At 49.7% G+C, this 26,652-nt stretch carries 28 protein-coding genes; 10 read left to right on the top strand and 18 right to left on the bottom strand.

All coding sequences use genetic code 11. The annotated features are described in order from the left end of the window. Nucleotides 1-29: 29 nt before the first annotated feature. Nucleotides 30-947, top strand: coding sequence for a non-homologous end joining protein Ku (gene ku / locus NDK47_RS10775; protein WP_251874822.1), 918 nt, complete (start codon nt 30-32; stop codon nt 945-947). Between the two features lie 8 nt (nt 948-955). Here ku and NDK47_RS10770 read toward each other — a convergent pair whose 3' ends face one another. The 6 genes from NDK47_RS10770 to NDK47_RS10745 all read right to left on the bottom strand — a co-directional run bounded on the left by NDK47_RS10770 (nt 956) and on the right by NDK47_RS10745 (nt 7,296). Then, nucleotides 956-1,834, bottom strand: coding sequence for a cation diffusion facilitator family transporter (locus tag NDK47_RS10770; protein WP_251874821.1), 879 nt, complete (start codon nt 1,832-1,834; stop codon nt 956-958). 150 nt (nt 1,835-1,984) lie between these two features. Further along, nucleotides 1,985-2,926 carry an ATP-dependent DNA ligase gene (locus NDK47_RS10765; protein WP_251874820.1) on the bottom strand — a complete coding sequence of 314 codons (942 nt, stop codon included), beginning with the start codon at nt 2,924-2,926 and terminating at the stop codon, nt 1,985-1,987. Nucleotides 2,927-2,938: 12 nt separating this feature from the next. Beyond that, nucleotides 2,939-4,282 carry a GerAB/ArcD/ProY family transporter gene (locus NDK47_RS10760; protein ID WP_251874819.1) on the bottom strand — a complete coding sequence of 448 codons (1,344 nt, stop codon included), beginning with the start codon at nt 4,280-4,282 and terminating at the stop codon, nt 2,939-2,941. A gap of 19 nt (nt 4,283-4,301) precedes the next feature. Next, on the bottom strand, nt 4,302-4,541 hold the full coding sequence (locus NDK47_RS10755; protein ID WP_251874818.1) for a hypothetical protein: 240 nt from the start codon (nt 4,539-4,541) through the stop codon (nt 4,302-4,304). After that, nucleotides 4,538-5,719: a Ger(x)C family spore germination protein gene (locus NDK47_RS10750; protein WP_251874817.1), complete on the bottom strand. Its 1,182-nt coding sequence runs from the start codon at nt 5,717-5,719 to the stop codon at nt 4,538-4,540. The genes NDK47_RS10755 and NDK47_RS10750 overlap by 4 nt, the downstream gene beginning before the upstream one ends. Before the next feature lie 29 nt (nt 5,720-5,748). Then, nucleotides 5,749-7,296: a spore germination protein gene (locus NDK47_RS10745; RefSeq protein WP_251874816.1), complete on the bottom strand. Its 1,548-nt coding sequence runs from the start codon at nt 7,294-7,296 to the stop codon at nt 5,749-5,751. Nucleotides 7,297-7,433: 137 nt separating this feature from the next. On the opposite strand from NDK47_RS10745, the gene ligD reads away from it, so the two are divergent. The 3 genes from ligD (at nt 7,434) to NDK47_RS10730 (ending at nt 9,607) form a co-directional block, all read left to right on the top strand. Continuing rightward, nucleotides 7,434-8,339: a non-homologous end-joining DNA ligase gene (gene ligD, locus NDK47_RS10740; RefSeq protein WP_251874815.1), complete on the top strand. Its 906-nt coding sequence runs from the start codon at nt 7,434-7,436 to the stop codon at nt 8,337-8,339. A gap of 107 nt (nt 8,340-8,446) precedes the next feature. After that, nucleotides 8,447-9,244, top strand: a complete 798-nt coding sequence (gene lgt / locus NDK47_RS10735; RefSeq protein WP_251874814.1) for a prolipoprotein diacylglyceryl transferase — start codon at nt 8,447-8,449, stop codon at nt 9,242-9,244. A 123-nt stretch (nt 9,245-9,367) separates the two neighbouring features. Beyond that, entirely contained in the window at nt 9,368-9,607 is a 240-nt protein-coding gene (locus NDK47_RS10730) for a hypothetical protein (protein ID WP_251874813.1), read from the top strand. Nucleotides 9,608-9,659: 52 nt separating this feature from the next. On the opposite strand, the gene NDK47_RS10725 is transcribed toward NDK47_RS10730, so the two are convergent. From NDK47_RS10725 to NDK47_RS10715, 3 genes are all read right to left on the bottom strand, one after another. Continuing rightward, nucleotides 9,660-10,679 carry an inorganic phosphate transporter gene (locus NDK47_RS10725; protein ID WP_251874812.1) on the bottom strand — a complete coding sequence of 340 codons (1,020 nt, stop codon included), beginning with the start codon at nt 10,677-10,679 and terminating at the stop codon, nt 9,660-9,662. Continuing rightward, complete coding sequence (locus tag NDK47_RS10720; protein ID WP_251874811.1) at nt 10,672-11,289, bottom strand: DUF47 domain-containing protein; 618 nt, start codon at nt 11,287-11,289, stop codon at nt 10,672-10,674. Before NDK47_RS10720 ends, NDK47_RS10725 begins: the two co-directional genes overlap by 8 nt. A gap of 199 nt (nt 11,290-11,488) precedes the next feature. Further along, on the bottom strand, nt 11,489-12,133 hold the full coding sequence (locus NDK47_RS10715; RefSeq protein ID WP_251874810.1) for a GGDEF domain-containing protein: 645 nt from the start codon (nt 12,131-12,133) through the stop codon (nt 11,489-11,491). A gap of 269 nt (nt 12,134-12,402) precedes the next feature. On the opposite strand from NDK47_RS10715, the gene NDK47_RS10710 reads away from it, so the two are divergent. From NDK47_RS10710 to NDK47_RS10695, 4 genes are all read left to right on the top strand, one after another. Beyond that, a complete protein-coding gene (locus NDK47_RS10710) occupies nt 12,403-13,659 on the top strand; it encodes an MDR family MFS transporter (protein ID WP_251874809.1) in 1,257 nt (418 codons plus the stop codon). Between the two features lie 84 nt (nt 13,660-13,743). After that, the gene (locus NDK47_RS10705; RefSeq protein ID WP_251874808.1) at nt 13,744-14,811 is read left to right on the top strand and encodes a type III polyketide synthase; all 1,068 of its coding nucleotides are present in this window, start codon (nt 13,744-13,746) and stop codon (nt 14,809-14,811) included. Nucleotides 14,812-14,817: 6 nt separating this feature from the next. Next, nucleotides 14,818-15,327, top strand: coding sequence for an isoprenylcysteine carboxyl methyltransferase family protein (locus tag NDK47_RS10700; protein ID WP_251874807.1), 510 nt, complete (start codon nt 14,818-14,820; stop codon nt 15,325-15,327). 162 nt (nt 15,328-15,489) lie between these two features. Beyond that, nucleotides 15,490-15,813 carry a hypothetical protein gene (locus tag NDK47_RS10695; RefSeq protein ID WP_251874806.1) on the top strand — a complete coding sequence of 108 codons (324 nt, stop codon included), beginning with the start codon at nt 15,490-15,492 and terminating at the stop codon, nt 15,811-15,813. An 8-nt stretch (nt 15,814-15,821) separates the two neighbouring features. Here NDK47_RS10695 and NDK47_RS10690 read toward each other — a convergent pair whose 3' ends face one another. From NDK47_RS10690 to NDK47_RS10680, 3 genes are all read right to left on the bottom strand, one after another. Further along, nucleotides 15,822-16,934: an aminopeptidase gene (locus tag NDK47_RS10690; RefSeq protein ID WP_251874805.1), complete on the bottom strand. Its 1,113-nt coding sequence runs from the start codon at nt 16,932-16,934 to the stop codon at nt 15,822-15,824. A 179-nt stretch (nt 16,935-17,113) separates the two neighbouring features. After that, the gene (locus tag NDK47_RS10685) at nt 17,114-17,644 is read right to left on the bottom strand and encodes a hypothetical protein (protein ID WP_251874804.1); all 531 of its coding nucleotides are present in this window, start codon (nt 17,642-17,644) and stop codon (nt 17,114-17,116) included. Between the two features lie 81 nt (nt 17,645-17,725). Further along, the gene (locus NDK47_RS10680; protein ID WP_251874803.1) at nt 17,726-18,163 is read right to left on the bottom strand and encodes a MarR family winged helix-turn-helix transcriptional regulator; all 438 of its coding nucleotides are present in this window, start codon (nt 18,161-18,163) and stop codon (nt 17,726-17,728) included. Between the two features lie 390 nt (nt 18,164-18,553). On the opposite strand from NDK47_RS10680, the gene lepB reads away from it, so the two are divergent. Then, nucleotides 18,554-19,117 (top strand): signal peptidase I, encoded by a 564-nt coding sequence (lepB, locus tag NDK47_RS10675; protein ID WP_251874802.1) that lies wholly within the window; start codon nt 18,554-18,556, stop codon nt 19,115-19,117. Between the two features lie 81 nt (nt 19,118-19,198). Next, nucleotides 19,199-19,528, top strand: a complete 330-nt coding sequence (locus tag NDK47_RS10670; RefSeq protein ID WP_251874801.1) for a hypothetical protein — start codon at nt 19,199-19,201, stop codon at nt 19,526-19,528. A gap of 161 nt (nt 19,529-19,689) precedes the next feature. On the opposite strand, the gene NDK47_RS10665 is transcribed toward NDK47_RS10670, so the two are convergent. The 6 genes from NDK47_RS10665 to NDK47_RS10640 form a co-directional block, all read right to left on the bottom strand. Then, nucleotides 19,690-20,721, bottom strand: a complete 1,032-nt coding sequence (locus NDK47_RS10665) for a M15 family metallopeptidase (protein ID WP_251874800.1) — start codon at nt 20,719-20,721, stop codon at nt 19,690-19,692. A gap of 104 nt (nt 20,722-20,825) precedes the next feature. Next, nucleotides 20,826-21,719 (bottom strand): NAD-dependent epimerase/dehydratase family protein, encoded by an 894-nt coding sequence (locus tag NDK47_RS10660; RefSeq protein WP_251874799.1) that lies wholly within the window; start codon nt 21,717-21,719, stop codon nt 20,826-20,828. A gap of 160 nt (nt 21,720-21,879) precedes the next feature. Next, nucleotides 21,880-23,919 (bottom strand): gamma-glutamyltransferase, encoded by a 2,040-nt coding sequence (ggt, locus tag NDK47_RS10655; protein ID WP_407653402.1) that lies wholly within the window; start codon nt 23,917-23,919, stop codon nt 21,880-21,882. A 186-nt stretch (nt 23,920-24,105) separates the two neighbouring features. After that, a complete protein-coding gene (locus tag NDK47_RS10650) occupies nt 24,106-25,176 on the bottom strand; it encodes a phosphodiester glycosidase family protein (RefSeq protein ID WP_407653401.1) in 1,071 nt (356 codons plus the stop codon). Further along, nucleotides 25,166-25,678: a coiled-coil domain-containing protein gene (locus NDK47_RS10645; RefSeq protein WP_251874797.1), complete on the bottom strand. Its 513-nt coding sequence runs from the start codon at nt 25,676-25,678 to the stop codon at nt 25,166-25,168. Before NDK47_RS10645 ends, NDK47_RS10650 begins: the two co-directional genes overlap by 11 nt. A gap of 115 nt (nt 25,679-25,793) precedes the next feature. Then, a complete protein-coding gene (locus NDK47_RS10640; RefSeq protein WP_251874796.1) occupies nt 25,794-26,618 on the bottom strand; it encodes an RDD family protein in 825 nt (274 codons plus the stop codon). Nucleotides 26,619-26,652: the final 34 nt, after the last annotated feature.

Here is a 26,652-nt window from a genome sequence, read left to right as displayed (position 1 = left end):
ATCGACAAGCTACCCAGGGAGGTTTTTGTGTGCACACTGTATGGAAAGGATCAATCAGCTTTGGCCTTGTGAATATCCCTGTACGGATGTTTACGGCTACAGAAGAACGGGATGTACGTTTTCGACAGCTTCATAAAGAGTGTCATACCCCGATTCGGTATGCCAAGATGTGCCCCCATTGCGAAAAAGAAGTAAACGCCGAAGACATCGTCCGCGGCTTTGAATACGAGAAAGGAAACTATGTGATAATTACGGATGAAGATCTGGAAGCAATCACACCGGAAACGCGCAGGGCGATTGAAATCGTCGATTTTGTAGACCTTTCCGAAATCGATCCGATTTACTTTGACAAAAGCTATTTCCTCTCCCCGCAGGAGACGGGAGACAAAGCGTATACCCTGCTCCGAGAAGCCATGAAGGAAACCGGCAAAATTGCAGTCGCGAAAGTTACAATGAGAAATAAGGAAAGTCTCGCCGTCATCCGCCTCTATCAGCATTGTATCATGATGGAAACCATCTACTACCCCGATGAGGTACGTCCGGTTTCCCAGGTCCCCGCCCTGCCTGAAGCCGATATCACTTTGGCCGAAAATGAACGCAAGATGGCTGCGGAACTGATCAACAATCTGACCACTACATTTGATCCGGTCAAATACAAAGATGAGTACCGCAGCGACCTGCAAGCAATGATCGAGAAAAAGAAGGAGGGCAAAGAAGTCGCGGTTGCACCTTCTGCTCCTAGGGCCAATGTCGTCGACCTGATGCAGGCGCTGCGAGAGAGCCTGGCCGCCACTGGAAACCAGGCTACCCCTGCGCGAATCGAACCAGAACCGACGCCCTCGCCGCTTCCGGGAAAGAAGCAGGTCGAGCCCGCTCCTGCTGCCCAACAGGCAAAAACGACGTCGACAACCAAAAAACTGCGTCGTAAAAAGGCAGAAACCTCCTAGTATGGCCGTCAACGAGCCAACCGCTCATCCGGTTCGATATGAATATGAACTGTCTTGATCCGATGCTCTTCACTCATTCTCTGTTCGATCTGTTCGGTGATGACATGACTCTCCAGCACATTTAGTTCCGGATCGACGTGGATCGTAGCGTCCACGATGATGCTGCTTCCCAGATACCTTGCTTTGATATCTTTGATTTCGCTCACACCGGGTATTTTTGAGATGGTCCCTTTCAAGTTTTCCAGCTCGTCAAAGTCAAATCCATCGGTCAATCGATGCGTCGCTTCGCGAAATATATCCCATGCCGTCTTCACGATGATCAGGCCCACTACCAGTGCAGCCAGCGGGTCCAACCAATGGAGCTGGAACTGGGCCCCGGCTATTCCGGCAAAGGTCCCGATGCTTACCCATGCATCCGAACGGTTATCCATCGCTGCAGCCTCTAATGCTTGACTGTTGACTGATTTGGCCAGCCGGATATTGTAGCGATAGACCAACAGCATCAGCGCTGCTGAACCCAAGGCAACCCATCCCGCCACGATGTCTGGCGCTGTAGACTCTGGGGAAAAGAGGGAAGGCACAGCGCGCAAAAGTACCTCCACTCCCACAGCAAACATAATAAAGGAAGCAACGAGTGCGGAAATGGTTTCTGCCCGAAAATGGCCGTACGGGTGATCTTTGTCCGGCGGCTTCCTGGCGATTCGCAGCCCGATGAGCACTGCTATCGAAGCGACGACGTCCGTTGTATTGTTTAAACCATCCGCGAGCAACGCCTCAGAACCGGCGTACCAGGCGATAGCTACTTTTACGATGGAACAGAAGATGTAGGCGATGATACTGATCCATACACCGCGTTCGCCTTGCTTTAGGTTTGCATACACATCCAACTGAACCACCTCAACCATCACTCTACTGTTTCAAACGATCTTCATCGTATCAAACCCACCTCATGTGGGTCTACAGAAACAGTTTTTGTCCGGTTCAGCTTCATAGCCAAGGGGAAAATATGTTGCGTGCAGGCAATCATTTACAATTGGTTATGGCAGAAGGCAAGCGTGGGCAGGAGTGTCAACAAAGCCTTGGATGCTTGGCTGCCTGAGGAAGTGCCCTTCCTTCCATTCAGCAAATTTGATCTTGGCCGTAATCTCCGGTTGGAGCCAGATCGCATCGGCGGTCCGTGGCGGCTTTTGAGCAAAGGGCATCTTTTTTTGCACAAGTGGTTTGATTCGTTCGGTCAGGTTCACCCAATCGTTTTTTGAAAGCCTTCCCGTTCCTGCGTGGCCGATATACCACAAGCGGCCTTGTTGATCGAAAAGCCCCAGGAGCAGTGCATTTACGATCTGATCCCTCAGAGTAATCCCGCCAACGACCGCAATAATATCCCGATAAAACTTTTTCTTCCGCCAGCGCGGATCTTTTCCGTTAATCAAGTAACTGCTCGACAGATCTTTCATTAACACGCCTTCCATTCCCTGCGCCTGGACGACTTGGTACAGAGCTTCAGCGTTGTCAAAATTCTCGACCAGTTGCACGTGGTTATTCGGCGTGATGATTTTGCTCAGTATGCGCTGCCGTTCCACTAAGGGGTAAGATGTAATCCATTCGCCATTCCAATAGAGAATATCAAAAATCATATACGTGACGGGAACTTCCTTTTGCATCTGCGGAACCTTTTCCATCCGTCTAAGACCGTCTCTTCGCATCACTTCGTAAAAAGAGGGCTTGCCGTCTGACCCAAGAGCAATCACTTCCCCATCCAAAATGACGGAACTGGCATGACAGTACGTAGTGAGGTCGGTGATCTCGGGATAATGGAGAGTTCGTTCATGCATTTTCCTGTTCCATAGACGAACCACGCTGCCATCAAAATAGGTGAGGACACGTACACCATCCCATTTGATCTGGGCCACCCAGTCGGGTCCATCCGGATATTGCTCCGTGCTGATCGGCTCAAACGGTATGATTGGTTTTAACTCCATGGCCCCCCTCCCTCATGCCCTTTTTGCGATGGATTTGGCGATCGTCATGATGTGATTAAGCGATTGCAACTCGAGATAGGAAAAGATCAGAGCACCAAGGTAAAAAAAGAAATAGACGCTGCCACTCACCAGCCCCAGCATCCCTTGAAAGGGCTCGAGGAGCGCCCCTATTATAACAGCTACCCCACAGAGGGCAAAGGCGTACCAGCCCATTTTGCTGTATAACCGATAACGTTTGATGAGGGGATGCTGTGCTTCATCCGAACCGGCCCGATTTTTCATACGTTTATATGCGTGAAAAAACAGAAACAACAAAAGCGGCCACTGCAGCAGCGGAACGATCAATGGCAGTAAAAAACCGATAAAGTTGTTGATATCGTTGATGTGCGGAAACGTATGCAAGGACAAGACCAGAACGAACCAGCCGAAGGGGATATTGAGCGATTTGTAATTCTCATTTCCCAGCATCGAGCTCAATCCAACTAGCAGTGCCAAATAGGTAATGACGACTTTAATCGTAAAAGCAGGAAACCAGATACTGAACAGGATCACCTCTACCCGTTCCAGAAAATCAGTCAAATGAATCTGCTGGACGAGCACGTAGACCGGGTAATTCAAGCGACTTGTGATGATGTATCCCAAGACCCCCAGTTGAATAATGATAATCACCATGATGGAAAAACCCGCCATCACCGCTCCGTGCTTTACTGCTGAAAAAAACACCCGGGATTGAGAGACCGCATGCAGAAAGGAGCCCCACACAAAAATATCTCCGTACATGCCTGTGGCCATCCAGTTGCTCAGAATCAAGGCGGTAATCTTGCTGTCTAAAATCGGTTCAATCCGTGCCACGTTGTACTCGTTCGCCAAGATAAAATACATGATCATCGAGAAGGAAAAAAAAAGGGGCAAATACATTTCATTCACACGCGTAGGTACTTCGAGACTGGTCCGACCGAAGAAAATCAGCGTCAAGACGAAGACGAGCAGGACGATTTCTATCGGAGTTGACCTCAGAATACTCAGCTTCAGAAAATGACCAACCCCTTTTACGTCCCTCATGAGAATACTCAAGAAATAGAGCAGAAGTGCACTGTTCAAAATGGTTCCGAAAAAGCGGCCAGCAATTTCATTCAGAATCTCGAACAGGTTTTTCCCCGGAAACGCCCGGATCAACCGTTCAAATACATAAGCGACCAGTATGACATACAAAGCAGGAAAGAATTGAGAAAACCAAGCGTCGTTCTTCGCGATTGCTGCCAGTTGCTGCGGCAGACTGACAAGAGAGCCTGTCATTAAAATACCGCCAGTGATCCAGGCAATCTGGCGGTGGTTGATTACCTGTTTCGTCCGCATCTCTCCCGCCTCCTTTTCTTCATTCATACATGCCGTACATCCAGGACTTCATATGAAACTCAATATTGCTGATGATGCTGTGGAATGATGTCTGGAAACCCACCTTTCGATAACCCGTCACGAATATGATCAGGGCCAGTACATACAGGCAAAAAACCGTCCACCTCATGCGCGGGGAGAACCTTTCTCTGTGAAGGATATCCCTGATAAACGAGATGGCGAACAGAAGCAGGAAGATCCCGGTAAAAACGAGGTTCATCGCCTTGGCTCCTCCTCGGTCAGATTTTCGGTGGTCTGCCCTACACTTTGAATACTGGTTCGAATATGGATTTCATAGGTGACGTTTTTTAAGTGGTCGGTCCAGTTCTCACGGTACTTTTGTTTCCAAAGCCGTGGATAGTTCCGAGCTAAAATAAGCCCAAGGCCAATGGGATCGCTCTGATGCTGATTGACTGTCTCCAGCAGGGTTTGGCGAATTTCTCCGGAGATCTGCTCTGCCAGCTTTTTTTCCAGCATCCTGATATTTTTTCTGTCCCCCCAATCAAGACCGCTGTGATCTTCAATAAGTTTCGCCCGTGCGGCTACCTGCATGCGGAAATGGACATGATCATTTTTGGGGATCGGCTTCACTGACAACTTTCCCTGATCCACCTGAACATTAACAAACTTATTTTTTCTGATAGGAATAAGCGCAGAATAAAAATGGAAGGTAGGCTGAAACCAGCGAAAGGTATTGGACTTGTTCCGCTCTAGAAAGTACACCATTTTATCATCGCGAAAGACGGAATATCCAATTCCCTGGATTTCCTTTTGTTTTCCCTTCGGCTGGGAATTTACAGCCTCCACGACGGGTAGATGGGCATCAATTCCCGGCGTGTTTAACATTTGCGCCAAATCTTTGACGGTGATCGTTACCCCGCGCAATTTAACCAGCTCTCTCATCGCCTCTGCAGAAAAGCGCTCTAGCTGTGGCTGTGCCTTCAATACGTCCACGCCTTTTCCTTTCGCCATGACGACATACGAAGTCAGTCTGTTTTCAGGGAAGCGAGCCACGATATCCAGAATCTCACGCAAGCCCGACTTTGCTAAATCTTCTCCAATAATAATGACCCGGTGATGGGCATAGTAGATCTGTCTGCTCATCCGCGATTGCAGAATGTTGCTTGCCTCCCTTAACGTTGGCCCAATGGCTGAGTCCACGTAAAAGCTCTTGTCACCACTGGTTCCTCCCCCCCCGCCCGTTGGTCCCCCCAAGCTACCGACCAACGGCAACTGAAGAGACAATCGATACTGGCCATCCGCCTCTTTATCTATCGAAAAAGCAAGTACCCAAGCCCTGTCATTTATTTCAACGCGATCCCAGCAACCTGCGAGCAGCCATGTACTTAACAACGTCATCACAAGGAAAGCAGGCAGTACACGGTCTCCCTTTTTCACTTTGTCTCTCCTCCTGCGTATACCGAATGTTACGATTTGGATCGATCGTTTGTACTTGTGCTCATACGTAATTCATCCTGCGAGCCTAGAAAGCCAGGGCGTTCCTTCAGGTCTGTCCAGGGAGCGCGAATCAGCACATCCTTGAAGTCGCGAACAGACATCGGTGCCAATGGCGAAAGATAAGGAACACCGAACGAGCGGAGATTGGCCATATGCCCCATAATAATGACGAACCCGATCAGGATGCCGTAGATGCCGAGAAATGCAGCGGCAAACATCAGCGGGAATCGGAGCATGCGCAAGGAGATCGATGCATTGTAGTGCGGCAAGGTAAAAGAGGCGATGCCCGTGATGGAAACCACGATAACCATCGGAGCAGACACAATCCCTGCTTGAACGGCAGCCTGACCGACCACCAGCGCTCCCAGAATACTGACCGCTTGACCAACTGTTTTGGGCAACCGGATTCCCGCCTCACGCAGCGCCTCGAAGGATATCTCCATGATCAGCGCCTCCACGATGGCAGGGAAGGGAATGGCTTCACGAGCCGCCGCTATGCTTAACAGCAAGGTCGTCGGCAGCATTTCCGGATGAAAGGTGGTAACCGCCACGTAGAGAGCCGGAGTGATTAGCGAGACGACCAGAAAGATGTAGCGCAGCCAGCGTATCAGCGTGGCCATCTGAAACCGTTCATAATAATCCTCATTGGCTTGCAGCATCATCCAGAACGTAACAGGGACGATCAAGACCATCGGAGTGCCGTCCACAAAAATGGCGACCCGCCCTTCCAGCAAAGCGGCCGCCACGGTATCAGGCCGCTCGGAATACTGCACCTGCGGAAAAGGGGAGTACAGGTTGTCCTGAATCAGCTCTTCGACGTAGCCAGACTCCAGGATAGCGTCGATGTCAATATTTTCCACCTTGGTCAGAACTTCATCTTTTAAAACCGGATCGACAATCCCGTCCAGATAGGCAACGACGAGGTTGGTATTGCTCTCTTTCCCCACCACTACTGACTTCATTTTTAACTTCGGAGTTTTCAGCCTTCTGCGCAGGAGAGACGTATTGGTCCGGATATTTTCAATAAAGCCCTCTCGCGGGCCCCGGACGACTGCCTCTCCTTCGGGCTCATTGACGGAGCGTTTCTCGGCCCCGCGGATTCCGAGACAGAGCGCCGTGCTGTTTCCATCGACCAGTACACCTGTATCGCCGGAGAGGACGGCCTCGAGCAGATCCTTGTAATTCTCTACTTTATTCGTCTGGGAAACAGGAAGGATCTCACTTTCGATGACCTCGACTTTCTCTTCGCCGCCTTCCAGGATCATCAGTGCTCTTAAGGCAGCATTTACTTCTTTCGTGTCAATCAGACCGTCAACAAAAATGGCACATGCACGAACACTGTCCTGCAGTTGAAATTCCCGCACGACAAAGTCTGAGCAGTCCTGAAACATACTTTTGATGATTTCAATGTTCTCTCTCAGTGCCGGGCGAATAAAAAAAGACTCCAGCTCAGACAAACTCTTTTCGTTTAGTTCCTCCAGCTTCTGTTCCGACTTTGTTCTTCGCGTAAATTTCATCTCATCACCAACTATTGGAAAGCTACCCCTATTATGCGGACTGCCTTTCCAAAATATGCAGGGTCCCCAGCCGCATAGCATTTGGTCATCTGGGAAAAGTAGTGGCAGCATCCTTATGAGAAAGAGGTGACCCCAGCTTGCCTACCTTAGCGACCGATCTCACCGTGACTGTCGAAGGCAAAGAACTCACCATCACTAACCCATCCAAAATGCTGTGGCCCGAGGCAAATGTGACAAAGTGGGATTATATTCGGTATTTGCTGGATGTGGCCACTCCTTTTCTGGCTTATACAAAGGATCGCTTGTTAACGGTGATTCGCTACCCGCACGGCATTGGCGACAAACATTTCTATCAAAAAAATCTACCGGATTATGCACCGGACTGGATTGCATCCAAGCGCTGGGAAAATACAGTATTTCCGCTTTGCAACGACGTGGCAACAATGGTCTGGATGGCCAATCAGGCGGCCCTGGAGTGGCATGTCTCCTTTCATTTGGCCCAGGATGAAACACCGACGGAGCTGGTTTTTGATCTGGACCCGTCTACCCCTGACTTCGAGCCTGTAGTGGAGACCGCTCTGCTATTAAAGGAGCTGCTTGACGAGTTGCAATTGCCTGTTGTCCCGAAAACCTCGGGTGCAACCGGTCTGCAGCTGTACATACCGATCGAGAAGCGGTATACCTTTGAAGAGACCCGTTCCGTGGGACATTTTCTCGCTACCTATTTGGCCGAAAAGCGCCCTGACCTGATTACATTGGAGCGCCTGGTCAAGAACAGAGGAACCAAGCTCTACATCGATTATCTACAGCCCTGGCGGGGGAAAACACTAACTGCCCCCTACTCCACACGAGCGCGGAAAGAAGCAACCGTTTCCGCACCGCTGCTCTGGGAGGAACTACCGCATATTCATCCCACTGACTTTACGGTTCATACGCTTCCATCCAGGTTGAAGCAAAAGGGGGATCTCTTTCAAGCGGTACATGATCCGAACCGACGCGCTTCCCTTGATTCTATCCTCTTATTCCTGCAGAAAAAGAAGTAACGTTTGATCGGCATGTGTGCAATCTTCGCCCGATCTTAAATTGGAATTGACGGGATCATCTATGCTATACTTGTGCTCAGATGCTTGGAGGCAAGGAGGAATAAAGCTTGATCGATTCAGTCGCATTTACACTCGGCCCCATCCAGGTGCACTGGTACGGAATTATCATGGGGTTTGCGTTTTTTCTGGGAACCTATCTTGCCCGATATAACGCCAAGCGAGCTGGTATCGACCCTGATCACGTCTTGAATATGGTCGTTCTTATCATCCCCGCTGCGATTATTTGTGCCCGGGCTTACTACGTCATATTTGAGTGGAATCAGTACAAGGACGATCTACTCAGTGTTTTTTACGTGTGGCATGGCGGACTCGCCATCCACGGCGGACTGATTGGCGGTGTCCTGGCAGGTTACTACTATGTTCGAAAACACAAGCTTCCGTTTTTACTTCTGGGAGATGCGATGATTCCGAGCGTCATTTTGGGTCAGGCGATCGGCCGGTGGGGCAACTTTATCAATCAGGAAGCGCACGGCGGACCGGCGACAGAAGAATTCATGATGAATTTTCCCGCCTTTATCCGTGATCAAATGTACATCAATGGTCAGTATTACCACCCCACGTTCTTGTATGAATCCATGTGGAATCTGCTTGTTTTTGGACTGTTGATGGCCATGCTGTACCGTTTCAAACGCTTTGACGGCCAAGTGCTCTTCAGTTACCTGATTCTTTATTCGCTGGGCCGTTTCTTTATTGAAGGAATGCGAACGGACAGTCTCTTAATTGGGGGTACCTTGCGTGTCGCTCAATTGGTGAGCCTCTCACTGATCGCTGTCGGTGTGATTTTGCTCCTCGTCTACGCGAGAAAAAGCAAGCTTTCCAGCCATTCACAAAACTCAGTGGACTAATCACAACTAAAGCGAAAAACCACTTCTTTTCTAAGCGGTGGTTTTTTCTTTTTTCTCCCACCGTCTGAATTGTCGAAAAGGTGGATAAACTGTTAGAAATAGAAAAAGAGGAGGGTACTTTTCATGCAGACAGGAATTTTAGAGGAGTACCTGGATCGCGACATCCGCGTACATTATGCGCCGTCTATGTTGGCATCCGGTTACCCTGACTTTGAAGAAGGGCGCCTGTACGATTACAGCGACGAAGGAATTTTACTGGAGCTCCCTGACAAGGCATTGGCCTATATCCCGCGAACATCGATCCGGATGGTGATGATCAAGCCCAAACTGGGGTTTTGGGCCGCTTTGACACGCAGTTCGTAAATGAAAATGAAAAAACGCCTCTTCCCCGGACGGAAAAAAGGCGTCAGCTTGCTTATAAGAACACGTCATACACCACGTAACACGCGGCGGCTAGCAGCCCTGTGGCTGGCAAGGTAATAACCCAGGTGACCAGAATCCGACCAGCCAGCCCCCATTTTACGGCTGAGAACTTGGTGGATGCACCTACCCCCAGAATCGAAGAAGTAATGACGTGTGTCGTACTGACCGGTAATTTTAAAGCGGTAAAAATCGTAATAATCATAGCGGATGAAAGGTCTGCTGAAAAACCGCTAATCGGTTTGATTTTCATGATTTTTCCACCCATGGTCTTGATAATCCGCCAGCCTCCAAAAGAGGTACCCAGCGCCATCGCCAGAGCGGCCGAAAATTTTACCCAGAGTGGAATCGAAAAATCACCGTTTTCTGTCTGCATGAAGCCCCCGGAAATCAAGGCGAACGTGATGATCCCCATGGTCTTCTGCGCATCGTTGGCACCGTGGCTAAAGGATTGCCAGGAGGCAGCTACCACTTGCAGCATGCGAAACCCTTTGTTCGTCGGATGATATGCCATATTGGCTACAATGGAAGAGACAATCTTGATCACAGTAAAACCGACGACAAACGCGATCAAAGGTGAGAAGATCAAGGCTTGTACAATGCTTAAAAAACCAGCCATATTGATGGAACCGACTCCCGCGGCACCCACAACTGCCCCTGCGATACCGCCAATCAACGCATGGGAGGAGGAGCTGGGAATACCAAACCACCAGGTAATCAGATTCCAGAGAATCGCGGATGTCAAGGCAGCCAAAACAACGACCAGTCCGTTTTCCAGCTTGAACGGGTCAGCAATCGACCCCCCGATTGTTTTTGCTACTCCCGTATAGGTGAGCGCACCGATGAGGTTCAGGATGGAGGCAATAAGAATAGCCGTACGCGGACTCAGTGCGCGTGTAGATACAGAGGTCGCGATCGCATTTGCAGTGTCATGGAACCCGTTGATAAAGTCAAAACTGAGCGCCAAGATCACGACCAGGATCATAATAACCAAATCCGGGGAAAAACTAGGCATTCTTCAGCACGATCCCTTCTACGAGGTTGGATACGTCTTCGGCAAAGTCAGCACAGTCTTCCAGCTTGTCGTAGATTTCCTTCAGCTTGATCGCTTCAATCGGATCGGCGTCAGGTGCATTCAAGAGATCAGATACCATTTTCCGGTAGTTGGAGTCGGATTCATGCTCCAGCTCTTTGATCTCTGCAGCGTATTTGGCCACAACATGGTGATCCAGTTTGCGCAAGGTGCGAATCAATTCGATCAATTTTGCCGAACATTTCACCAGAATATTCGCTTGCGCAAGCACACGCGGATCAGGCTGACGAACCTGGTACAAATACATCCGGTCTGCTACCCCGTCAATATAGTCAATCATGGAGTCCATGGTATGAGCCAACTGGTGGATGTCTTCTCTCTCAAGCGGAGTGATGAAAGTAGAGTTCAATTCGTTCATTATGCGGCGAACAATATCGTCCCCTTCTTTCTCCACAGATTTGATCTCTTTCACTTTTGTTTCCAGGTCCTGATAATTGCCGATCATCTCATAAAATAAATGCGTTCCTTTGTGGACATTGGCAATCTGCTGTTCAAACAAGTCAAAGAAGATATGCTTTTTGCTTTTTAACATGAGAATGTGGTCACTCCTTTGAATAAATCACGCCTCACCGATTATATCGAACAACTTTGTTGAGGTAAATTTAAAAACAAGGACAAATGTGTATTTTTTTCTTTAAGATAATGTTAAGTTTTTGTAAAGGCGGGTGACAAATAAAAATCACTCGTCCTCAAAAGGGTACGAGTGATAGTGTTGCCAACTTCACATTTCTTTATTTGGACGCAACGAGCATACAATCTTTCTGTTTCTTTGCTTCATACATCAAGGTATCGGCTTTGAGCGCCAATTGTGTAGCGGAATCAGCATGGAGAGGAAAGGTAGCTACTCCCATGCTCACGGTGATACCTTTAAACGCCTCTCTTACATTTGCCTGAATGCGCCCACCTACCATTGCCCCCTGCTCTGTTTCCGTATGAGGAAGCAAGACGACAAACTCCTCACCCCCCCAACGCCCAACCTGATCTTGAACCCGGACGCTGTGCTGCAGCAATTGCGCAAAGTCACAGAGAAGCTTGTCGCCTTCCAGATGGCCATAGGTGTCATTAAACACTTTGAAATTATCAAGATCAATAAACAAGAGGGTGACCGGGTATTGATGGCGACGTCCTCGCTCTACCTCTTCCTCCATGCGTTGAAAAAAACGGCGATTGACCAGAACCCCTGTGAGGGAGTCCAGGTAAGCCAATTTTCTTAATCTGTCTACATACTGCCCTACCCGATAGGCTGCCACTGTCTGAACGATGGCTACAGTCAAGACGAAAGCAGCCGTTCCTTCACTTTCCGGCAGTCCATAAGCTGACATCCACACTCCACTCACAAAAAAGGACGCCGCCAAACCGATCCAGCGTGAATTCACAACATCCCCTCCGGTAATTCTGCAACCGCTTCCGTTTTTTGGTTTTTTAGACCTAAAGCCCCATTTGACAAGTGGAAATTTAGGTCTATAAGCTCAATTATAGGAATATTTTACCTTTGCGCCCTATGAACTTCAAGTTAAAAGTTGGACAAAATGTGCCCAGTCAGAATTTTTCCAACCGAAACAATCCTCTTTCTTTTCCGTTTCCTCTCTCGTATACTATTCCTTACAAAAAAATAAATTTGATCAAAAGAGAGGAATTTTGTTGCATGACTTGGCTGCATACGATTCTTTCGCGCTACGATACCACGATTTGGATTCGCGTTATCGGAACCATCCTGACGACGTTTGCCGGATTTATGCTTCGTCCTTTTCTCGCTTTTTACCTGTATGATCGCATGGATGGTAATTTATTGATTGCAGCGATGATTACAAGTCTTCAGCCTCTTACAAGCATCGTCTCCAGTCTGTACGCAGGTGGTCTCGCTGACCGTTATGGGCGTAAACCCTTGATGGTGACTGCCCTGCTGATCGAATCTGTGTCCATGGCCGGTTATATTTGGGCGGATTCCCTGTACGCTTTTGCTGCCTTGACGATTCTCAACGGGATCGGTGCCTCCTTGTTCTGGCCGGCAGCCAGTGCACAGGTGACCGATGTGGTACCAGAGGAAAAGCGAAGCGAGGTATTTGCACTGCTTCATACTGCGCTGAATATCGGAGCCGCAGCCGGTCCCCTGATTGGTGTGACCTTGTACAAGATCAATCCCGGTATTGCCTTTGCGATTTGCTCAGCCGCCTTGTTTATCTACTGTCTGCTCATCATCTGGAAGATCCCAGAGACGCTCCCGAGGGATACTGCAAACAAAGACAAACAGGCCAGTGCGAGCCATTCACAGCCAACGGCACCCAAGCTGAAGCTGCGCGAACATACCACACTCCTGTGGATGACGCTTGCAGCCATCCCTGTCTCTCTTTTGTATTCACAAGTAGAGATCATCCTGCCACAGCATTTGCGTACGCGGTTTGACGACTTCTTGACCGTATTCGCCACCTTGCTGACGATTAATGGAATCCTGGTCGTTTGCTGTCAAATCGTCATCGCGAAATTCGCTGAACGCTTCCCTCCACAGCGGGTAATTCTGCTCGCCTATCTACTGCTTGGCTGTGTCGGCCTCGGCTACGGCTGGGCTCCGTTTTTCTGGCTGCTCGTCGTGTCGGAAGCCATCTTTACAATTGGCGAGATGCTCTACGGTCCGCAGATTCAAAAGGCGATTTCCGTCCTCGCTCCCGAAGAATTCCGGGGGAGGTACTTTTCTGTCTTCGGCGCAAACTGGGGCATTACCGGCACAATCGACCCTACGACCGGTGCCGTGGCATTTCGAAACATCGGCGGTGCCTATTGGTTCTCGATCATCGGTCTTCTGTTGATGATTGCCGGATTCTTTCAATACTTGCTTGTAAAGAAGGCAACCTCGAAATCAAATCCCGATACCGCAACGAAAGACCCTGCACCAGCAGTCTCTTGATCGGGAGCAAACGCAAATTGCATGCATTATGAATCGCCCTTTCGGGGAAAATGGTACTGATTGCCAACCTGGAGGGTGAGAGTGATGCCACGCATTGCAGCAGTATCCACGGCAGTTCCAGCCCATGAAGTAACGCAAGAGGACTCCATGGCGGTAGCCCGCCTTTTTTTTCAGGATGCCTACCCAGACATAGACCGTCTCTTGACCGTCTTTTCCCATAGCCAAATTCGGAAACGCTATTTTTGCATGCCATTGGACTGGTTTGGTGTCGCGCATGGATTCGCCGAGAAAAACCGATTATTTCTGGAGCACGCGGAAGCCTTGGGCACGAAGGTGGGAAAGGACTGTCTGGAACGCGCCGGATGCACACCTGCCCAGATCGATTGCCTGCTGTTTGTAACCAGTACCGGCATAGCCACTCCCAGCATGGATGCCAGGCTGATCAATCGTCTGGGCATGCGTCCGGATACCACACGCCTTCCTCTCTGGGGGCTAGGCTGTGCTGGCGGGGCAATGGGTCTGGCTCGCGCGTGTGAATACGTTCGTGCCTTTCCGCAGCGCAGAGCGCTCCTGATTAGCGTTGAGCTATGCGGTTTGACCTTCATTCGAAACGATCTCTCCAAAAGCAATTTGGTTGCGACCTGTCTATTTGGCGACGGAGCCGCCGCCGTTCTGGTTGAGGGGGATGAGGTGCCGCGAACGGCTGACCACGCGCCACATCTTTATGTCTGTGGGTCGGAGTCCCGAACCTGGCGGGATACGCTGGATGTCATGGGCTGGGAAATGACCGAAGCTGGTTTGAAAGTGATTTTCTCCCGGGATATCCCCCCATTGATCCATTCCGCCATGCGTGAAAATGTCGATAGCTTTCTGGGCCGCATGGATTCTTCTTTGCAGGACCTGACTCATTTTATCTTCCATCCAGGCGGAGCAAAAGTGCTGACCGCCTATCAACAAGCGCTTGATCTCCCCCCCTCGTCTACCCGTTTTTCCGAACATGTATTGAATGAGTACGGCAATATGTCTTCCCCTACCGTTTTATTTGTACTGGAAAAAAGCTTGGAAACAGCGTGGTCGTCTGGAGAAAAAGGATTGCTGGCGGCGCTTGGCCCGGGTTTCAGCTCGGAACTTCTGTTGCTGGAAGCGAGGTGAGAAAACGTGACTTTTTTCTTGCTTGTCTATGCTTCTGTGGTAGTTCAGCGGATGCTGGAGTTGTCCCTCGCCAAGAAAAATGCCCGCTATGTTCGGTCCCTTGGGGGATTTGAGGTGGGGGCCGATCATTACAAATACATCCTGCTTTTGCACATCTCCTTTTTTGTCTCCTTGCTTATCGAAGGATGGATGCGGGGCGGTTCGCCAGCCCCTTGGTGGGGAATCACGTTTGCGATTTTTCTGGTCGCCCAACTGTTTCGTTATTGGTGCATCATCACACTCGGCCGACGCTGGAACACGAGGATTTACGTCCTCCCCGGCTCCCCTCCTGTCAAACGCGGGCCTTACCGCTTTCTCCGTCATCCCAACTACTGGATCGTGACGACAGAGCTGTTTATGCTGCCGCTTACCTTTTCCGCCTATGCTACAGCTGTGGTCTTCACTTGCTGCAACCTGTGGCTGCTGCTTCGCATCCGCATTCCTGCCGAAGAGCGCGCACTGCGTGATCATTCATAAAAAAACACAGAAAAAAGAACCCGGTTTGAACTGCACCCCAATTGTTAGACACCACTACCAATTGGATGTACAGTTCAGTTTCGGGTTCTTTTTACGTTTATCTCTCTCAGATACCGGGTAATAGGAAACGAGTATTCCATTTCAAACACGAGGTGAATGACTTTGAAACCGCTCAACACGGAAGACCCACTTCAAGTCAAACAGTTGATTATCCGTGAGTTCTACGATCTGATTGGCGAGCTTCCCGATCACGATCACCCCGCTACCGTCCAAAAATTGGTCCGCTATTTGCAAGGGCTGCTACGGATCAAGAAAGTTGTGCCGCCCGTCGTCGAAATCATGACACTGATCAAGCAGTCAAAGCCAACTTTGTACACGGCTTCTCGCAGAACCATTTCCACTACCAGCAATCTGTACATGGTCTTTCAGATAGATATGAACCCCGCACTCGCAGAGGAGCGCATGAGGGACTTCATGAAAGCCTAACGACATCATTATTTGAGGTTTTCTGGATTGAGGCACTCCAGTTCCGGGATTATGAAACGGCCGTCTTTTCGAATCAACACGTCGTCAAACCAGATCTCTCCTCCGCCCCACTCTGGGCGTTGGATCGATACCATATCCCAGTGAACGGAAGATTTGTTCCCGTTATACGCTTCCTTGTAGCATTGGCCGGGGGTAAAGTGAAAGCTGCCGTCGATCTTTTCATCAAACAAAATATCTTTCATCGGATTGCGAATGATCGGATTTACTCCAATGGCAAACTCTCCAATATAACGAGCACCCTCGTCCGTGTCCAAAATCGCATTCAATCGCTCTGTGTCATTCGCTGCTGCTTTCACGATTTTCCCTTGCTCAAAGTGGAGGCATACCTGCTCAAACGTAAATCCGTTATACGGTGTCGGAGCATTGTGGGTGATGACCCCTTCTACTGAATCTCTCACGGGTGCCGAGTATACTTCTCCGTCAGGGATATTTCGCAGACCCGCACATTTTACCGCCGGGATATCCTTGATGGAGAAACGCAGATCCGTACCCGGTCCGACGATACGCACCCGATCCGTGCGGTTCATCAAGCTGACCAGGCTATCCATCGCTTTGCTCATTTTGCTGTAATCGAGATTGCATACCTCGAAATAAAACTGCTCGAAGGCATCTGTACTCATGTTCGCGAGCTGTGCCATCGAGTTATTTGGATAACGAAGGACCACCCATTTGGTTTCCGGCACCCGAATATCCTGAACAGGCAATTCGTACAGACGGGAATACAAGCTCATCCGGTCAGCAGGCACGTCTGACAGTTCATTGATGTTATCAGAAGCACGAATGCCGATATAGCCATCCATTTTCCGCATAAATGCGGTCTCGCTTTCCGCCAACAGCTTCAGCTGTTCCTCCGTACATTGTTTGGCCAGCTCACGTTTGATTTGAGGATTGACCAGTTGCACGAATGGATTTCCTTTTGCTGCGTACACCTCTCTGACTAGGGCTTGAACCAGCTCGGGTGTATTGCCGACCGAATGAATCAATACATTCTCTCCTGGCTGTACCCGAACGGAGTAGGTAACGAGATTTCGTGCCAATTCTTCCAAGCGGGGATCTCTCATCTTTTCGACACCTCTTTTTTAATTTTCTGACTCCACCTTCTATTTTTCCCGATCAATCTTTGTAAGTCAATAAAAAATATTTTAATGATATCTGAAGCCCTTTCATCTCTCGTCGGACAGCAAAGAAAAAAGCAGCCTCCCTTTGAAAAAGAGAGGTTGCTTTTCACACCTGCAGTTTCTTATTTATCGCTGTCGGAAACCGGTACATTCCATGTCCAAGCAGCTTGCTTGGAGTTGTCGAATGTTTTGCTGGAGATCACGATCGAATTTTTCTCGGTTGGAGCAGCCTGCCAGCCTGTGCGTGCAGCTTCCACTTCTGGTGTGGCTGTGGACAGAACAATGGTCTCATCCTCTTTAGGCATTTGCATCCAGCCAGTCCGCTGTGCATCGGTTTGTACCTGCTCAGGGGAGAGCACCACGTATTGATCCTCCACCGGCATTTGCATCCAGCCTTTTGGAGCTACTTGCGTTGTATCTTTGCCGCTGATGACAATGGATTGATCTTCAAGTACAGAACCCATCCATCCTCTTGGTGTAACAGGCTCATTGGATTTGTTGCTGATTGTGATGGATTGCTTTTCCAAAGGCATAGCCATCCAGCTTCCCTGAATGACAGGTTGACCTGCCGCTTCATTTGCGAATGCAGCATTGGTAAACAGCGTTGCGCCCAGAACCATGGAACCGAGCATAAGAGTTGTCATTTTTTTCATGATACATACACTCCTGTCTCCTGTTCACGCTGTCCAAAATATCTCTTTGATACTGTCGGGCTATGTACTTCCGTTTTTCGGCTATTCCTGAAGACCTTCCTTCATCTTGCGCAGGAACATCGTAAATTGTTCGATCTCTTGGTCGCTCAGGTTTCTTAGCAACCCGGTCATCAGGTCTCTCCGTTTGCCCAGCAAGCGTTCGATCAAGGGGATCGCCTTCTCTGAAACAGTCACCCACACAACCCGTCTGTCCTGTTCGTCGCGAATACGGTTGACATACCCCGCCTTCACCAATCGGTTTAACGCAATGGTGGTAGCACTGTTGGATTGCCGCAGCAACGTTGCAAGGTCAGATACGGTGCTTCGTTCCTTGTCGTAGAGGACACGAAGCAAAATAAACTGTTTGGGACTGATTACTTCATCCTCTTCTACAAGCCAGTGACTGATGAAGTATCGTGCCATTTCGACGAAAGCCTGGTCCAATTCCTCGATTTGAACTTTGCGAGAGATATCGCTCACATCATCACCCATTTTCAGAAAGTAAATACTTTTACTATAAAACTATATCGGGTTCGAAGACATAGTTCAAGTATTTTGCGTTTTCTTTTGGCGTTTATGCTCCTGCCTGAAAATAGGTGGATATGAGTTGGACGATGCGTTTACAGTTTAATATTTTTACTGTAAAACTATTTTACAATGTCATCTTACCTCATAATGGGAATCTTGGCAAGAGATCTATTTGTGACAAAACGATGAACAACAGATGTAATGCGTTTCCTTATTCTTTCCCACTGTTCTCCATCTTTCTTCCTTCTTCTCTGTTCGGAAAGCATGTATAATAAGGACATCCGTCATTTTTGCTATTCACTGCCAGTACCGACGGAGAAACTCGTATATGGGAGATTTCAAATGGAACAACAAATTCAACGTACGGCCAAATGGAAAAGAGAATTGCTGGATTGGGTAAAGTCGTTTGTCCTCATAGGCGGTCTGACCGCTTTCATCTACGTGTTTATCATGGCTCCTTATGTTGTACAGGGCCGCTCCATGGAAAGTACTTTGCATGATCGCGAACGCGTGATTGTGAATAAAGCGATTTTTTACCTCAAACAGCCTCAAATCGGGGATATCGTGATCATTCATCCGGATGCCTCTGGAGAAAACTGGATCAAGCGTGTCGTGGCATTAGCCGGTGACACTGTAGAAGCAAGGAACGATCAGCTTTACGTGAATGGCCAACCCGTCAATGAATCTTTTCTGACCTCCAATAAGCTGAAGGCTGCGGCTGCCGGCGTTACTTTGACTGAGGACTTCGGGCCGATTACCGTTCCCGAGGGTCATATCTACGTCATGGGGGACAACCGGAACAACAGCATGGACAGCCGTGCTATCGGTCCCGTTCGGCTTGACCATGTTGTCGGTCGCGCCGAGCTGGTCTACTGGCCGCTGGGAAGTATCCGTCTGCCGAAATAATGAGACCGGCGGTTATGAAACGCCTTCTTTACGATCATCCTATGGTTGTACGTCATGACCATATTCCAGGAGGTTGTAAAGATGCACAACTTGCAACACGCGAAACAGGAACTTGATCAATGCAAACAAGTGGTCCAGCAAATGATCCAACAAACTATGCAAACAAGCAATACTTACCGGCAATTGCTGCAACAGGAGCAGCAAAACGCAGCTACCTTGCAGCAGCTTGCCGCCCGTGAACAACAGGCTGTTCAGGTCATCCAACATGCCCTTCACGGACATGACCAAGCCATCCGCCAAATGCAACAGGTCATCTCCTATTGCGATCAGATGGAGCGCGAATTGCTTCAGTTCTATCCGCAGCCTGCTATTCAACCATCTTCCCTGCCTTCTTATACAGCTCGTCAGTAAGGCAGTGAGGCGGGAGATCATATCATACGATAAAAAGGAGAGCGCAGGAATCCAATCCCACGCTCTCCTTTTTTCTTGGATAGAACCTTCCTTTCGCCCTTCTTACAAAAATTCGTCTGGACCAAGGCGCCTTGAGTGATCCAGCCAAATGGGACGATTCCTTACTGTTTTGTCTGTACAGCTACTGCATCCTGGAAGTACTCCTCCAGCGAAATGCCTTTTTCCATGATCTCCTTCGCCATAACCTTGCCTACATAGCGGAGATGCCAGGGTTCGTAAGCATAGCCGGTAATCTCTTCCCTGCCTTTCGGGTAGCGGATGATAAATCCGTACTCTGCACAGTTGGCAGCCAGCCATTTCCCTTCTGCGGTATCCGCAAAAGGCTCTTCCAGCCTCGTTTTCGCGTCAGCCCCCGATACATCCATCGCCAGCCCTGTCTGATGCTCGCTCTTTCCAGGGACCGCGCTGTACCGGGAAGCATGCTCGGCTCCCTGAGTTTGCACATACCCCTCATAGAGAGATTTTTGTGTTCGATAGGAACGGTAGCCGGAAACTCCGTACAGTTGAATTCCGTCTTTTTGCGCGGCGGCAAACAATTCTTCAAGTGCACGCGCTGCCGGCTCCCGAAGCAGCTTTTTCTCTGCCTTGCCGGAGAAAGGGAATGGTACTTGCGGTTCTGTCAATCCGGCTGGAATGTATCCATCTGGCAAAGAACGCTCCTTGTTTACCACAACAGCCAGATCATCCGAGTTGGTCACGGTCGGTACGTTATTGACCATTTTGATCGTTTCTTCAAGTGAGGTTTTTACCGTGATCTGCGCCGTTTTGCTCTTCCCTTGATAGTCTACAATAACGTCAGCTTTCGAACCGATCGCGGCGTGTTCAGAGATCGTCAATTTGCCATCCGGTGATACGGTGACAACATCCGGAGCAGAGGTTTGATACGTGATTCCATTGGCATACGGCAGTGCTTGCTCACTACCCGGTGCGAGCACAAAGGAATCAGGAATAGCATTCCAGTCCATACTGGACTCATCCTCTTGCTGTATTTGCTCCCCAGAAGAAGAGGCTCCCGCAGGCGCAGCCGGCTGGGTATTCCCGCTTGAATTGATATCTGTAGCTTGACATCCTCCCAAAAGCGCACCAGAGAGTACTGCTGCGATGGCGAGAATGACGGTTTCCTGCTTTTTCATGAAAGTGTGCCTCCTGATTTCTGACAAAGAAGAAACGGTCTTCGTCTTATTACCTTACCATAGTAAATAGACGGATGAAAAGAATAGATGGTAACACGAAAAAGCTAGCTGTTTCTCGCTTTTTGCTCGATGGCCAGGTCGTGAATCAAAGGGACGAGCCAATTTGATAGCTTGCTGAATACGTACCCTTCCGATTTCGCCTTTTGCGTATTAAGGAGATATGGGGCGGGAAGCGCGAACGGAGAATGCTCCTGATCCGATGCACCTGCAATCATGCGAACTGGCTTACCCGTGACTGATGAAATTTCCTCGAGAATCTGGGGAAGTGTCCATTCTCCCTCGGAGCAGGCATTATACGGTCCGTTTGCTTTCGCAGCATCGCCCGTCCATTTCAGAAAAGCTGCCGCTTCAGCCGAATCGATGAATGATTGACGGGCATCTGGATTCCCAATGATGATTTCTCTTTGTTCTCTCACCCATTCCACATACATATGCAGGCGCCGGGTATAATCATCCTTGCCTAGGACGATTGGATATCGAACGGCAATCACAGGGAATTTGGCTGTTTGAAATAAAACAGCCTCCGCCTGCCGCTTTCCTTCCTCATAGGAGACATCCTCTCTCGTCCCGCGCCTGATTTCATATGTATACGGATTGAAGTCATCCTCGGTCCGCTCAAGCGGAGAGTATGTGTAAACCGCTCTCGATGAGGTTACGATGTATTTGGCCGTTTTTCCTTCCAATACGTTCACCACATGGGTTGCATTCTCTTCGGAATAGCAAAGATTATCGTACACAAGATCCCAATCGGTCTTCCCCACCAGCCGGAGTGAATCCAAATCGTTGCGATCGATCTGCAAGCGATTCACTTCATTGTCAAAGTCGTCCGGCATTCTTCCCCTCGTCGCAATTGTAACGTGGGCACCATCCGCTATCAGGCTATTGACCAGCCTCTTCCCAAAAAAGCGGGTTCCACCGAGAACGAGTACCTTTTTCATCCTCTCCCACCCTTTCCTGATTATTTGTCATGAAACAGCCAAGCTCTGCATGTCTCTATCCGCTTACTACCTTATAAAAAATCCCACTGCCCGTAAACCCTTTTCTCCTGTGTCCATCAGAAAAGGGAACCCGCAGGCTCCCTCTCTATCCTTTCATCCACTATGGTTTCTGCAGTGACACAACGGCTTCCCGTGCTTTCCAGGTGACCGTATACCCAAGGGCTTCGGCCACTCTTTTGACGGGAAGGAACAGGCGGCCGTCTCGTTTAATCTCATCCGCGGAAAATGACGCCTGTCTCGCATTCAATCCCAGGAGCAGCTTATCTGCCTGGACATAGGGTTCTCCGTTCCAAAGGAGGAGCTGATTGGCTGTAAACGGGTACGGATGTCCATTGACTTGGACGACAAAAGCCCCTTTTTCAGCCGCTTTTGGCGCTGCCGGTTCTGCCCAGGAAAATGCGACGGCATCTACGCCCAAAACCGTACCTTCCCGCGTATTGTCGGCACCGCCGTACATTTTGCCGTTTTCAAGATCGTAAATCACCGCCTGAACGTTGCCAATATTTTCAGGCTGCTCCCGGAAAACATGCCCCATGCCCATCAGCTTCAGAACCACGTCTTGCTCGATGCCGTCTTCCCAGCTCACGATAGGATATGTGCTGGAGAAAATACGCGGTGAAAGGATTGCTTCCTGAATCGGCATTTCATGCTCCAGAACATTTAGGATCGTTTGGGAAACGGATGCGATGATCGTCGAGCCGCCTGGGGAACCTACCGCCATAAAGGGCTGCCCATCCTTCAGCACGATGGTGGGCGTCATGCTGGAGCGGGGCCTTTTGCCCGGCTCGACCTGGTTGACCCCGCCAGGAGCGGCATCGAAGTCCGTCAGTTCATTGTTCAGCATGAAGCCGTAGCCGGGAACCATAATGCCGCTGCCAAACACATCCTCAATCGTCGTTGTATAGGAGACCAGATTGCCCCATTTATCCATGACGGAAAAGTGGGTGGTCTGTTTAACCGGAGTCACATCGGTCAGCGAAAGCGCCTGCACCGCTTTTTTCCCCTCATACTGCCACGGATCGCCGGCTTTTACATCAGTATTCACCCGATCCGGCTGAATCAATTTCCTCCGCTCGTTGATATATTCCTTGTCGATCAGTCCCTTTTTCGGAACAGGGTAAAAATCTTCATCCGCCATATAGGCGGCCCGATCTGCGTAAGCCAGATGGTTGGCTTCGATCAGACGATGCAAATAGGCAGCCGAGAGCGGGCCGTCCTGTTTGTTGTCATAGCCCTCCATCAGCTTTAAAATCTGGAGCAGCGTCAGTCCTCCTGAGCTGGGCGGTCCCATCGAAACGACTTCATAACCCCGGAACGTATCCCGCACCGGTTCCCGCTCTTTGACCACGTAGTGCTTCAGATCCTCCAACGTCATGGCACCGCCCGTACGCTGAACCTCTTTGACCAGCGCTGCTCCGATTTCTCCGCGGTACAGGGCATCCGGCCCTTTTTCCTTGATCAGCTTGAGGGTTTTCGCCAAATCTGGCTGGACCAAAAGCGCTCCTTCCTCCAGCGGCTTGCCTCCCGGAGCAAACACCTCCCCTGCGGTCTTGTGTTTTTTCAATTTGTCCTCGCTGTCCTTGATATGCTTTGCCGTGATCCAGTTGACGGTCACGCCTGTTTCTGCCAATTCAATGGCGGGATCGATAATTTCGGCGAGTTTTTTCGTCCCGTATTGCTTGAGTGCTGTTTCCACTCCCAAAAGGGTGCCTGGAACCCCAACAGCCTTGCCATTGGTATGGCGCTGCTCAAACGGCACCGGTTTTCCGGCTGCGTCCAGAAACATCTTAGGATCCGCTTTGCGGGGAGCCATCTCTCTTGAGTCGATGACTGTAATCTTCTGTTTGTCTTTCAGATAAATCATCATGAAGCCCCCGCCGCCAATGCCAGACATCTGCGGTTCGACAACAGCCAGGGCCAGTTGGATGCCTGCCGCCGCATCTACCGCATTTCCTCCCTGTTGCAGGATATCCTTGCCCACTTGCGCCGCCGCCGGGTGGGATACGGCTACGATTCCTTTCGTCGCCCCCGTCGTCTCCTTGGGAATCCCCGGCATCTTTCCATGCACCGGAGTTGCCAAAAGCAGAAACGCTGCTACACCGGAAATCAGCACCTTCGCTTTTGCTTTCACCCTCCTCACCCTTTCGCTTCCAGTTATGTAAGCCTTAACTTTATTATAATTTTGAATATTTCGAACGGTCAACGTGGAGAAAGTCGTGTCCTTTTGACGCATTTGGAGAAAAATGAAAAATCCCCTTCCCGTCACCTGAAAAGAGTATTTCTTTCCTTGTGACAAGAAGAGGATCTTCTCCGCCGTCTGCAGTGATCACGGCAGGATAATCAGATTGCTTGATACGACGCGCTCTCTGCCATCGGACGGACGGTTCAAGAGCTTGCCATTGTAATAAAACGCACTGGAGCCGCCGCCGTCCAGATTGTACGCGTCCACGACGTGGAATTCCTGGAGCTTGCGCTGCGCTTCTTCCAGCGTCACGCCGTTACTCCATCCTTTGCGTCTGCCGTCAATCACGATCAAAAGCAGGTCCCCGTTGTCAAAATGACCGATCAATGTCCGTGGCTGTCGGGCATTTGCCCAGGCCTTGGGAATCGGCATCCGCTTTCCGTTTTGCAGGAGCGTAGGCAAAAAGCTGGCGCCCTGCAGGATGCCTTTTTGCGTAATCTCTTCCTGGGAATTGATTTTTCCTCCGACCAGACGACCATTTTTATTAAAGCCGACGAAGCTCAAATCCGTATTCGTAGAAAAGGTCTGAACCTTTCCGTCAACTACCGTGGTGCCGATCGGAACGAGATTGCCCTGACTGTCCTTCATAAAGCCGCCCGCATTGATGGCCAGTACAGCCCCTTTTCGTTTGGCAGCCTGGCTGGTCGTCTCTCCGCGGCTCTTGACTTGATCATGTGCGAGGACCATGCGCAGAGCGTTCGGATTGTTCAGCCGGACTTTGGCCATGTAACCGCGATAGCCTGCTTCCTCAAGAGAATATACCTTGATCGTCGCATTTTTTCCAAATGTCTGGCCGATCGGATTTCCCAGCATATTGGAGAGGAGCGTATCCAGTACGTCCGCTGACTTTTTCGTCTGGGACTTGCTGTCCTCCAGAAGATTATGAATGGACTGATTCTGCTTTTCGTACTCTTCTTTTTCCTTCGTCGCTTGGTCGCGGATATCTTCGAGGAGAATTTCCGTGTTGCGCAGCTGGGTTTTGGTCTCCTGGAGCTGCTCAGCAAGTGCCGCTACATGATTGTGAGACTCCTCGGCCGCAAGCGTTAAGCCTTGGTAAGGAAGCTTGTCCACCGGATTGGCCTGGGAGAACGCCAGTAAAAAACCAATGGCTGGAGCGAGCAAAAAAGCAAAAAAACGGTGAATCTTACCAGGCACGAGCGGCATCCTCCAGTTTTTTCAACGAGGCTTTCAAATCAACCAGTTGCTTGTTCAGCTGATCGATCCGATCCTGCAAGGCCTGTTTGGTTTGATTGGTTCCTCCCAGTGTTTTTCCCGTCAGTTGCAATTCTTCTTCAATGTTAGCCAGTCCACCCTGCACCAGCTTCATCTCATCCTGTACCGTGGTTAGCTGCTCTTCCATTGTCCTCATCTGATGTAGATTGGCCATTTGTATTTCTTCAATTCGTTGCTGCACCAGTTGCTGCTGCTTGTCCAAGGTATGTACGGCAAAAGCGTACCCACCGTAAGCCAATCCGCCCCAGAGTACGACTGCCACGATAACAGGCGCGGCAGAGCGCTTCTCTTCCGACTGGGGAAGGATGGTATGAAATAAGCTTTTCCACAATCCCTTGCGCTTTCGTCTTGCCTGTTTGCCCTGCTCAGGCATACGCAGCGTTGTGGATGGCGATGATGATGCTGACACGATCTTGTCGTTCATCAGCTCCCCCTCCTTTCATCTGACAAAGGATGAGGTATTATTATAACATAAAACATTTTTCGACACCTCTTTTGGCGAAAAGATCAGGACCTTTATCCTGATCTTTTGTTTGTCGTTATCTTCCGATCTTCCATTCGTGCTCCAGCTGCTCATGCACTTGCAACAGAAAGCCGACGGCATGATCCTCTGCTGCTTGTCGCTGTGGCCAATCAAGACGCGTGCAGATTCGTCGTACGATCTGCAAAGCCAGTTCGATTCGCTTGGTCTCCGACAAACCGGGAATTCTCTGCACGAAAGTATCCAGAAGATTCCAGTCCTCTCTGGTGATCGCCTGTTTTTGCCGCTCATTCAGAAAGACGACGGGCGCATTTTCGCGCCATTTTTCTAGTTTTCTGGACCATTTCCCGCTTGCCTTTCCACGCGCTGAACCGCTTTCCACGACAACGATGGTTCCCGCGACTAGATCGCCGATCCTTTTGTCGCGCGGGTGAAAAAACGAGACCAAACTTCCCAGCATATAACCGGTCGGCATTGAATCAATGATCCGAAAGAGATTGCGAATGACTGCTGACAGAAAGGTGAGGGACTGGCCGTTTTCCTGGATGACGCGGATTTTCATCCAGCGTTTCCCAGGTGTCTGTCCGGCTCGGAAATACTCCCAGAAAAAGAAATAGCCAAAGTTTAACAGGAACAAGACAATCAAGATGATGGCAAGCGCATAGTTTTCCGTTTCCTGAAAAAAAAGAGGTTCATTTCCAAAAATAACTATACCCACTATTAGAAATACAGTAAGATTAACCAAGAGAAGCAGGCCGGTATCGATCAGTTGAGCAGCCGCCCTGCTTCCCAGACCCGCTGTCTGGAAGCGAAGCTGAACGTGCTCTGGTGTAACGATTGCCATTTCTCTTTCTAATTGATTGGAGATGTGTTGCTCATTCATGCTGGCGATTTCACCCTTCCTTTTTGACACTCGT

Source organism: Brevibacillus ruminantium, from assembly GCF_023746555.1.
Lineage (GTDB): Bacteria > Bacillota > Bacilli > Brevibacillales > Brevibacillaceae > Brevibacillus > Brevibacillus ruminantium.
The sequence above is the reverse complement of the archived record's forward strand: the minus strand, read 5'-3'. Positions and strand labels throughout refer to the sequence as shown.

Coding starts and splice junctions, on each gene's coding strand:
- NDK47_RS10670 (WP_251874801.1), top strand. CDS start 19,199: ATGCACAACTTGCAACACGCGAAACAGGAACTTGATCAATGCAAACAA.
- NDK47_RS10745 (WP_251874816.1), bottom strand. CDS start 7,296: ATGAAATTTACGCGAAGAACAAAGTCGGAACAGAAGCTGGAGGAACTA.
- NDK47_RS10685 (WP_251874804.1), bottom strand. CDS start 17,644: ATGAAAAAAATGACAACTCTTATGCTCGGTTCCATGGTTCTGGGCGCA.
- NDK47_RS10660 (WP_251874799.1), bottom strand. CDS start 21,719: ATGAAAAAGGTACTCGTTCTCGGTGGAACCCGCTTTTTTGGGAAGAGG.
- NDK47_RS10760 (WP_251874819.1), bottom strand. CDS start 4,282: ATGCGGACGAAACAGGTAATCAACCACCGCCAGATTGCCTGGATCACT.
- NDK47_RS10705 (WP_251874808.1), top strand. CDS start 13,744: ATGCCACGCATTGCAGCAGTATCCACGGCAGTTCCAGCCCATGAAGTA.
- NDK47_RS10755 (WP_251874818.1), bottom strand. CDS start 4,541: ATGAACCTCGTTTTTACCGGGATCTTCCTGCTTCTGTTCGCCATCTCG.
- NDK47_RS10690 (WP_251874805.1), bottom strand. CDS start 16,934: ATGAGAGATCCCCGCTTGGAAGAATTGGCACGAAATCTCGTTACCTAC.
- NDK47_RS10725 (WP_251874812.1), bottom strand. CDS start 10,679: ATGCCTAGTTTTTCCCCGGATTTGGTTATTATGATCCTGGTCGTGATC.
- NDK47_RS10665 (WP_251874800.1), bottom strand. CDS start 20,721: ATGAAAAAGCAGGAAACCGTCATTCTCGCCATCGCAGCAGTACTCTCT.
- NDK47_RS10730 (WP_251874813.1), top strand. CDS start 9,368: ATGCAGACAGGAATTTTAGAGGAGTACCTGGATCGCGACATCCGCGTA.
- NDK47_RS10645 (WP_251874797.1), bottom strand. CDS start 25,678: ATGAACGACAAGATCGTGTCAGCATCATCATCGCCATCCACAACGCTG.
- lepB (WP_251874802.1), top strand. CDS start 18,554: ATGGAACAACAAATTCAACGTACGGCCAAATGGAAAAGAGAATTGCTG.
- NDK47_RS10720 (WP_251874811.1), bottom strand. CDS start 11,289: ATGTTAAAAAGCAAAAAGCATATCTTCTTTGACTTGTTTGAACAGCAG.
- NDK47_RS10710 (WP_251874809.1), top strand. CDS start 12,403: ATGACTTGGCTGCATACGATTCTTTCGCGCTACGATACCACGATTTGG.
- NDK47_RS10765 (WP_251874820.1), bottom strand. CDS start 2,926: ATGGAGTTAAAACCAATCATACCGTTTGAGCCGATCAGCACGGAGCAA.
- NDK47_RS10640 (WP_251874796.1), bottom strand. CDS start 26,618: ATGAATGAGCAACACATCTCCAATCAATTAGAAAGAGAAATGGCAATC.